The organism is Neobacillus sp. PVCKKU3 (genome assembly GCF_058323225.1).
In genome coordinates this window covers 1-8,787 of the sequence record NZ_JBLVQN010000077.1, presented here as the reverse complement: position 1 = coordinate 8,787, position 8,787 = coordinate 1, and the positions used below count along the sequence as shown (strand labels likewise).

The window sequence follows — 8,787 nt, the reverse complement described above, 5'->3', positions numbered from 1 at the left end:
ATGCATCATTTTCAGTCGTTTTCAGCTTATGTGCGAAGATGGTACCTGAAATGGCACCGCGGAATGAGACAAGAGAACCGTTCCTATGAATCATCCTCATAAAAACCTTGCTGGTGTGGAGCAAGGTTTATTTTTGTGGGCTTAAGACAGCGCTCGGCAATTTTTTCTGTAAGTTAAAGCCGCAAACCTGTGATTTAACAGTGGGGTGGCCATTTTTACACAAACGTTTGGTTAACTCCATTTCCCTGGAAATTTGTCGAATAAAGGGGCTTGTTGTAATGCTTTGAGAGCGACCATAGCCGCGTTTCGCAAGTAATCAAGCATTTTTTTCCCCAGATAGCATTGCGATGGGGGATACTGCAACTGAGAATTAATACTTCTCGGTCGAGGGTCTTAAGAGTGTTTGTCCAGATTGTAGACAAAGGGAGTGCTACCAATGTATCAATGTCAGGCATTTCATGGACCAAAAATGACCATCGGCCAGCATCTAGAATGAGGCAGAAGAACCGTCCCCATGCCTCACTTCTTTGCTAATTCATCCCGGTCCGCAGCCATTGGCGGCTGTTCCAACCATCCGTTTTCAATCAATATATTTGCTCCATCTTTTGCATACTCAGCTATTTCAGCAGAGAGCCTGACATATTGAAGCCCTATATCTTTTCGAGGGCTCACTGCCATACTTGTTCCATAAAATCCGATGCTAAGGGCGATTAATGATGTAGTATAAAACATCATTAACTTATCAGAAAAGGTAAACGCCGTTGACTCTGTTACTTCGGTATTCCATGTCATTGGTACAGGGAGGTCATCCTCACTAAGAAGGGAACCTAAAATTTCACAGTGTTTTTTAGCAATGTCCTTTCCTCTAACCAGATACTCGGTAACCTCTTTTGACTGGGCAACTTGACTAAATCCCAGCAAGCTTGCTACCCCAAAAGCATTTCTTTGAACGTTAGTAAAGAGATTTGTAACCTCTGTACCTGTTAAAGGACGTTTTTCTCCAAAAAAACCCTTTAAAAAACTTTTCTTTTTAACAAAATCTATATCATCTGGTATTGGCAAATAGGGAGACCTGATATAAAGCCCTTTTGATAACAAAAGTTCCTTTACCTCTCTTAGAAATGTTGTTAATTGTGAAATACACTCATTAAAATGACTATAAACATCTCCCCTGACAGATAAGGGCAGATTCATGCTATACCCTTGGAGAGCAATTTGAGATGCCTGATGGAGGTAATTTAACATATATGGATCTGAATACAATCTTGGAGCGGATGTATCGACATCTTGATCTAGTTTAAAACCATATGGAATTGGATATTTTTCTTTTTTGAAAATTTCAGTTAGAGTGTTAAGATTTCCTTGAGCAATATCAAAAGCCTTTTTGAGTAATGGTTTAATTTCTTCATCCTCAACTTTGGATAAAAAATATTTCAACTTGCATGAAATAGCGCTGTCATTGATATAAGAAGCCCATAAAGATGTAATCTCTGCCGAAGTAAGCCTCACCTGATTTCCAAACTCCATAATCCAACCTCCAATGAATTAGACAAAATTCTCTAATATCAATTTCCCCAAAACCCCCGAATATATGTAGCAGATGTAAAGACAGCTGAAAGGTAGGATACAACGCACAATTTGCCGTATCATCTCATTAATCTTGAATCAGATGATTTCTGTCAATCGCTTCAGGTTGTTTTTCTAACCAGCCATGTTTAACCATAATATTGTATGAAATTGCACCAGCCTCCAAAGCGTGAGTAAATACTTTGGTATAGTTTACGAGTATATCCGACCTAAAGCTCGAACCTAATGATGCACCATAATAAGTAAGAGCTGCATTTACTAAAAACCCTGCGTGAAACATGATCAATTTGTCAGAAAATGGACTTACAGTGGAATCAGTAATTTCTCCATCCCATTTCTCAGGTATTGGCAAATGATCCTCTTGCAATATAGTGTCAAAGCTTTCAGCATCTTTTCCTGCTAATTTAACGTTTTTTAGCATAAAATTACGAACATCCTCCCGCACTGCCACCTGACTAAATGCCAAACTTAATGAACTGATAAATCCAGTTTTCGTTGAATTAAAGAAAAGGGTGCTGATTTCCGAACTGTTTAATGGCCGTTTGTCTCCAATTAAATTTGAAATGAATCCCGGTGTTTCCATGAATTCCGCCCAATGAGGCGAAGGAATGGAGGGGACACTTGAATATTTCGGCTCATTTTTAGCCAATTTCACTATTTTTTTGAACAAATCCTTAGATTCTTCCACGCATTCAAAAAAATAATTTTGAATGTCTTCTCGTTCTGTATTTGTAATTGCAAAGCTATAAGCGGATAACCCATGTATGGTCATAATATAGGAATAAAATAATAAAAATTGATCGGAAAACAGGCGTGGGGCATTAACATTCACGTCATTTTCAGTAAATCCGATTGGGACTTGGAAATTTGCACTTTTCAAGAATTCGGTGATTTTCTTAATATGACCCTCAGCTAACTGTAAAGAGAATTCTAAGATGGGTTTAATCTCATTATTTTTAACAATTTTAAGAAAATATTTGTAGACACAGATCGCCATACTATCGCCCATATACTGAAGCCAAAGAGCGGACACTTCCGCTGCAGTTAATTTATTTGCCGTTTTTTTCTTGAAAATCCCCAAAAAAATACCTCCAGTATTTCCATTTATTATTCTGAAATTATTTTATGGGTATTGAATATGAAGTATACAGATAAATTGAAGTTGATGCATGGGGACGGTTCTTGTGCCTCATTCCATGGTCCAGCTTAGTTTCGTTTCCGGTGATGATCCAGCATTATTTGTGAATAATCAAAAAAACTCAGTTCCAGATAACCGAACTGAGTTTTTTTGTAGTGGTCGGGCTTGTCAGCCTTTATGAAAAAAGATAGCCGCACCCTTCATTTAATGAACTATCCCAACGTTTACTTCTGTTTCCCGCTCAAGAAATCCTTCAGCTTTGTGTATTCTTCGATCGTGATTTCTCCCGAGGCCAATCGCTTATCTAAAATAAGCAGGGGGTCATGATGATGCCTGTCTTGATAACAGAAACCTCTTTTACCTCGCCATAATCTGAAATTGGCAAAAATCAATCCAACTAATAATAAAAAGAAGATAAAACCAAATGGGTGAAAATAGCCCCAATGCATAAACATCGTCTCCTTAGGTAAATTCGTTACATGTTCAGAATACATTCCGTTTCTAATCAAACTCTGAACAAAACCTAAAATATTAATAAAAAGTTCTGTGTAGAATTGGAATGTAGATATCAAAAAGCCTTATCAAATGATATTTAAAGTACCTTTTTTGAATTTTATACTTTTTTTAGAAATGGTTTAGAAGTGTTTTAGACATATGGAGTAGGATGAATTATAGAATGCTTCGGCAAGATGAATTCGCAGGTGTATAGAATTGGGGGAAGTTTTTCAAGCACTTGTGAAACTTATCAATACGTTCCCACTCCTGTTATCATAATGTTTAAAGCCGGCTTGATTTTGTTGTTTGAGAAAAAAGAGCTCTAAGGAGATTTGCCCATGTCCATCAAGAAGAGACTACTACTTTCCTATATAGCGATGACCTTTATTCCCATCGTCTTGTTTGCCTTGATTGCAACAGCACTGTTCTCAGCCTTCTACACAGATATGGCGGGAACTGGGGGAAGGAAGGGGATGCCGGACTTTTGGGAGGAGTCTGCTCAGCGCCGCGACCTGATTGCAGGCGTGAAATTTATGGCCCAAACAGAACCTGATCGATTCACGGATCATGATTTTTTGAAAAAAACAGACGAACAATTGAATCGTTTGCAGACGGGACTCGTGGTCTTAAAAAATAATCGTGTATCCTTCACATCTCCTTTCGTGGAAAACCTTGAACTTAAACAGCCGATCCAAGATATGCAAACGAGCTGGACCCGTTGGGGAAAGGGCCGTTTTTCAGTTGAAAAGTACAATATCGATTTCAGTGATGGAACTTCTGGGACGGTATATTTTGTTTCCGATTTGAAATCGTTTTTCGACGAAGCTAGAAAGTTTTTCCCGTTGCTTTTTCTATTGCTGTTATTGGTCATTGGGCTAACGAACGGATTCCTTACCTATTTAGTTTCCCGCAGCTTTATCCAACCATTGTACATGTTAAAAAAAGCTGCAAATCATTTTAAAGAAGGAAACTTGGATTATGAGGTTAGATTGAAACGAAAAGACGAAATCGGGGAGTTGGGGGCGGCGTTTGAAGAAATGCGGGCCCGCTTGCATGAATCGATTCATCTCCAGCTGCAGTATGAAGAGAACCGGAAAGAACTCATCTCTAATATTTCGCATGACTTAAAGACACCGATTACTGGGATAAAGGCATGTGTTCAGGGCATCCAAGATGGCATTGCGGATACGGCTGCCAAACAGGATAAATATATGAGGATGATTGCCAAAAAAGCCGAAGATATGGATGGTTTGATAGATGAATTAATGTTATATTCCAAGCTGGATTTAAATCGGCTGCCGTTTCATTTGGAACCGTTGGACATTTGCTTGTTCTTACGGGAATATGTCGAAGAGCTGCGTATCGACCCGCGAATGAAAGGCATCAAGCTTACGTTTTCCACATCCAATGATAATTCAGTTCCTGTAATGGCCGACCGTGAAAAGTTGAGCAGGGTAATGGTGAATATTATCGGCAACAGCCTGAAATATATGGATAAACAAGAAAAGGAAATCCTGGTGGAATTGATAGCGGATCATGAGAAAGCAACAGTCCATATTCAGGATAACGGACCGGGAGTGGACTCCGAAGCACAGCAGCATATTTTTGACCGTTTTTACCGAGCAGACCCGTCAAGGAATACAGAAACGGGAGGGTCAGGCCTTGGACTTGCGATTGTCAAACAGATCATTGAAGGACAAGGTGGAAAGGTTTGGGCGGAAAGTCAATTAGGTGAAGGAACCGGCATTTATTTTACGCTAATGAGGGTGAAGACGATTGAAACGAATTCTGATCATTGAGGACGACGAGGTCATTGTTGAGGTAGAAAAAGATTATTTGGAGGCAAGCGGGTTCGAGGTGGAAATTGCCACAAGCGGAGATGCTGGTCTTAAAAAGGCACTTGAAGAAGAGTACGACCTCATCATCCTCGATCTCATGCTTCCAAATACGGACGGATTTGAAATCTGCCGGCAAGTCCGCCGGGAGAAAAACATTCCCATCTTAATGCTTTCTGCCAAAAAGGAAGAAATCGATAAAATCCGTGGTCTCGGACTTGGTGCAGACGATTATATGACCAAACCATTCAGCGTCGGCGAGCTGGTCGCCCGGGTCAAGGCGCATCTTGCTAGATACGACCGATTAATGACAGATAATCTGATGAGACAAAAGGACGAAATCCGTATCCGAGGGATTCGCATTGATAAGCTGTCCCGTAAGGTATTTTTGAATGAAAAGGAAGTCTCGTTTACATCGAAAGAGTACGACCTGCTCTTGTTTCTGGCGATGCACCCGAACAGGGTTTTCAGCAAAGACGAATTGTTTGAAAAAATATGGGGCCTGGATTCTATGGGTGATAACGCCACGGTAACCGTGTTTATCGGCAAACTGCGTGAAAAAATCGAACCGAACCCATCCAAGCCGCAATACATAGAAACCATTTGGGGCGTAGGATACCGGTTTAATGTGTAAATGATGCATGGGGACGGTTCTCATGCATCATTTTGGTCGTTTTTTTTATTAGAAGTTGAAGTGATATTATTTTTATACTTTTTTTAGATTTCGTTTAGAATCCATTTAGACACACCCATTACCATTATTACAGGAGAAAGTAACAAAATTGGAGTGTGAATAGATTGAAACCTAAAAAAAGCTGGTGGATTTTAGTCATTGTATCCTTTGGAGTCATCATTCCCTTTTCGGCTCCCTATTTGACATTTGATCCCGCAAATAGTCGTGTATCTTTCACAGCAGCGGCCATACAATTTCCTTTATTAGTTGCTCATATTATTACAGCATGTGTTGCACTGCTATCGGGCTTTTTTCAATTTCTGGAGCCGATTCGAATAAAAGCACCTAAGGTCCATCGTTATCTTGGAAGAGTGTATGTAGGCAGTGTTTTCATTAGCGCGGTTCTCGCTTTGGTATACACCTTTTACGTTGGGGATTTTTCAAAAGCGACTTCCTTTCTAGTATTAGCACTATTATGGCTTTTCACCTGCTGGAAAGGCTATCGAACTGCTGTGAGGAAAGACTTTGACGAGCATCGTAAATGGATGATTCGCAGTTTTGGCGTCACGCTAGTAGCAGTAAGCGGGCGTCTTGTCGTGCCGGCATTGCTATTAACCTATTGCATTTTAAACGGCTTCTCTCTTCCGGAAGGCAGGGAGGCAATGGTGGAAAAAGTGCTGAATGTGAATATATGGGTCGCCATCATTATTAATTTCATCATTATTGAGTGGGGGATACTCAAGGAATGATGGATGATGCATGGGGCTTCCGCACAGCTCCATGCACCATCATGGAATCTGGACCGGCACCGCAGAATGAGGCAAGAGAACCGTCCCCGTGCATCATTTTGCAAAGAACCAGCGACAAAATAATCGCGATATAAAGAATGAAAGGCAAATGGAAATCCAAGAAATATACCAGGCCCAGTGTATGTATGTAATGAGGTCGGTGTATTTTTCGATAATAATTTCGCCGATCGTCAACAAGGAGGTAAAGCCTACATAATAAGCCAATTGACAAAGAGTACTTCGGTTATTGGGATACCAAACATTAAAGGCGGCACATATGACTGGAAAAGCAAAGTACTCATATGTAAAACTCGTCCGATTGACAGAAGGAAATAATCGAACAGGATATTCAAGCAGTCCAAGCTCCACGACTACTAAACCTATAAGAAAGGTAATAACCTGTTTGAACAATATAGCCACGACGGCAAGGCGAAATTTATTTTTCGGTATGAAGAAAAGAGTGCCAGTCGCCACAACATAGACCGATAATAAGAGCCACCATTCCATTCTCATCGGATATCCCGCCGTTCTGCTTGAAACAAAGCTTTGTCCTTATAGAACCAATTGCACAAGACTTGACTCACGTAAAAGAGAAACCAAATGTAAATCCACATCCCCCACCAAGTCAACCTTTTATATTCTAATAAATCAGTAAATCTCTCGAGATTAATATCAAACAACGTGATGGCAGAGACCCAAACCAAAAAGTATGTAAATCTGGGCCATCGGCTGCCCTTTACATTCTTATGCACGTAATAGATGGAAAACAAAATGGGATAAAACCAATAATCGATTGTAATCGGGAGATGGCTCGCTTTAGGGAACTCCCGAACAGGCGCACTTAACAAGCCGAAATGAAACGAAGGCATATCGCAAAGCCAGATGATAGCCTGAAACATCATGTAGGCCAAAATTCCCTTGCGCCAATCTTTACGTGGAATAAACAAAAGAAAGCCAGCAAAGCCCAACAGCCACATAGCAGCCAAGATCAAACGCTCCATCTGCATGTCTAAGAAACTCCATCTCTCGTGTAGGATAATTTTAGAATGATGCATGGGGACGGTTCTTATGCATCATTTCAAGGTCATTCACTAAATAGAAACCCTGATTCGGTATCGCTGGATGAGGCAAGAGAAACGTCCCTATGCATCAAAAAGGATTGTTAAGTTTGAGTAAATTTCTGAAATAATCTTAAAAATTATATTTCGATTGTTTATAATTTTTATAGGTTAGGAAATTTTTCCAAACAGGACATCCACGAGGGGGGAATGGAATGACTGCGGGGGTTATTATAACAGGGGTAATAGTCATAGGAGTTATCGTCCTATATATTTCTTCAGCGGGCAAAAGACGGCCAAAACTAGCCAAGGAGAACATCCCGGCCAACTTAGGTGTGTTAAGTCATGTCCCGATACAGCCTTTGATTGATCAATTGAACACCGCACTAGACGATGACTACATACAGCAGGTAAAGCAGCGCTTTTTAAAGGATTTTCCGAATCGAAGTGAAGATGAGTTTGAATGGCTGCTGTTTGAATTAAAACGGTATTTCATCGTCGCCAACATTTTAAAGAAGGCGCCGATGTTTAGTGAGGTTGTCGATGAAATCTGGCATGAAATGATCCTTTTTACAAAAAATTATCAATTGTTTTCCGAGAAATTCTTAGGAAAAATGCTGCACCATACGCCGAACACCAATCCTGAACCGGCACCGCAGGAAAGAGCCTTTTTTGACTGGATTTTTTCTCAGTTGTTTGAAATTACTCAGTTCAGCTGGAAAACGTGGGGGAGTTTTTTCAAGTACCCAATGGAGGGAGGACTCCTAAAAGAATTTAAGGAAAACAGTACGGAAGCGTTGATAGAAAAATATTTTCAGCGGAGCGAGGAAAACAAGGACCTCCTTGAATATTTGGTTAACCGAATGAAAAAGCAATTAAGCGAAGTCGAAAATATGTATCGTGCCAACCCGAAAGGTTCATTTACGAAACAGCGGACATACGGCGATATGGCTCCACTCGCGCTGGGGATGGTTTTTTTCTCGTATTTTTATTTTGATCAATATTGGGACTACATGAGAGCGTTTGCCTTCGCTGAAGCGGCAAAATATACAAGCGGCTGCACCACCGCTGTTTTTTGCGGATCCGCCTCTTCGGACGACTCCGGGAATCATTCCGGGAATTGCGGCGGGGACAGTGGAGGAGATGGCGGGGGAAGCAGCTGCTCATCCTGCTCGAGCTGCGGAAGCGGGTGCTCCTCTTAAGATGAAGCATG

Annotated in this window: 9 protein-coding genes; 4 read left to right on the top strand and 5 right to left on the bottom strand. The window is 40.7% G+C overall.

What is annotated here, in order from left to right:
• Positions 1–519 precede the first annotated feature (519 nt).
• The 3 genes from ACNQGS_RS28655 to ACNQGS_RS28645 all read right to left on the bottom strand — a co-directional run bounded on the left by ACNQGS_RS28655 (position 520) and on the right by ACNQGS_RS28645 (position 3,234).
• The gene (locus ACNQGS_RS28655) at positions 520–1,527 is read right to left on the bottom strand and encodes a DUF3231 family protein (protein WP_491490351.1); all 1,008 of its coding nucleotides are present in this window, start codon (positions 1,525–1,527) and stop codon (positions 520–522) included.
• A 127-nt stretch (positions 1,528–1,654) separates the two neighbouring features.
• On the bottom strand, positions 1,655–2,668 hold the full coding sequence (locus ACNQGS_RS28650; RefSeq protein WP_491490350.1) for a DUF3231 family protein: 1,014 nt from the start codon (positions 2,666–2,668) through the stop codon (positions 1,655–1,657).
• A 281-nt stretch (positions 2,669–2,949) separates the two neighbouring features.
• Positions 2,950–3,234: an SHOCT domain-containing protein gene (locus tag ACNQGS_RS28645; RefSeq protein ID WP_491490349.1), complete on the bottom strand. Its 285-nt coding sequence runs from the start codon at positions 3,232–3,234 to the stop codon at positions 2,950–2,952.
• Between the two features lie 324 nt (positions 3,235–3,558).
• Here ACNQGS_RS28645 and ACNQGS_RS28640 point away from each other — a divergent pair, with 324 nt between their 5' ends.
• From ACNQGS_RS28640 to ACNQGS_RS28630, 3 genes are all read left to right on the top strand, one after another.
• Positions 3,559–5,019 carry a sensor histidine kinase gene (locus ACNQGS_RS28640; RefSeq protein WP_491490348.1) on the top strand — a complete coding sequence of 487 codons (1,461 nt, stop codon included), beginning with the start codon at positions 3,559–3,561 and terminating at the stop codon, positions 5,017–5,019.
• Positions 4,997–5,689 carry a response regulator transcription factor gene (locus ACNQGS_RS28635; RefSeq protein ID WP_491490347.1) on the top strand — a complete coding sequence of 231 codons (693 nt, stop codon included), beginning with the start codon at positions 4,997–4,999 and terminating at the stop codon, positions 5,687–5,689. The genes ACNQGS_RS28640 and ACNQGS_RS28635 overlap by 23 nt, the downstream gene beginning before the upstream one ends.
• Positions 5,690–5,853: 164 nt before the next feature.
• Positions 5,854–6,477, top strand: coding sequence for a DUF2306 domain-containing protein (locus ACNQGS_RS28630; RefSeq protein ID WP_491490346.1), 624 nt, complete (start codon positions 5,854–5,856; stop codon positions 6,475–6,477).
• Between the two features lie 93 nt (positions 6,478–6,570).
• Here ACNQGS_RS28630 and ACNQGS_RS28625 read toward each other — a convergent pair whose 3' ends face one another.
• Together ACNQGS_RS28625 and ACNQGS_RS28620 are read right to left on the bottom strand one after the other, a co-directional pair.
• Entirely contained in the window at positions 6,571–7,029 is a 459-nt protein-coding gene (locus tag ACNQGS_RS28625; protein ID WP_491490345.1) for a CBO0543 family protein, read from the bottom strand.
• Positions 7,026–7,517 carry a CBO0543 family protein gene (locus ACNQGS_RS28620; RefSeq protein ID WP_491490344.1) on the bottom strand — a complete coding sequence of 164 codons (492 nt, stop codon included), beginning with the start codon at positions 7,515–7,517 and terminating at the stop codon, positions 7,026–7,028. Before ACNQGS_RS28620 ends, ACNQGS_RS28625 begins: the two co-directional genes overlap by 4 nt.
• A 272-nt stretch (positions 7,518–7,789) precedes the next feature.
• Here ACNQGS_RS28620 and ACNQGS_RS28615 point away from each other — a divergent pair, with 272 nt between their 5' ends.
• Positions 7,790–8,776 (top strand): UCP032817 domain-containing protein, encoded by a 987-nt coding sequence (locus ACNQGS_RS28615; RefSeq protein ID WP_491490343.1) that lies wholly within the window; start codon positions 7,790–7,792, stop codon positions 8,774–8,776.
• The last annotated feature ends 11 nt before the right edge of the window (positions 8,777–8,787 follow it).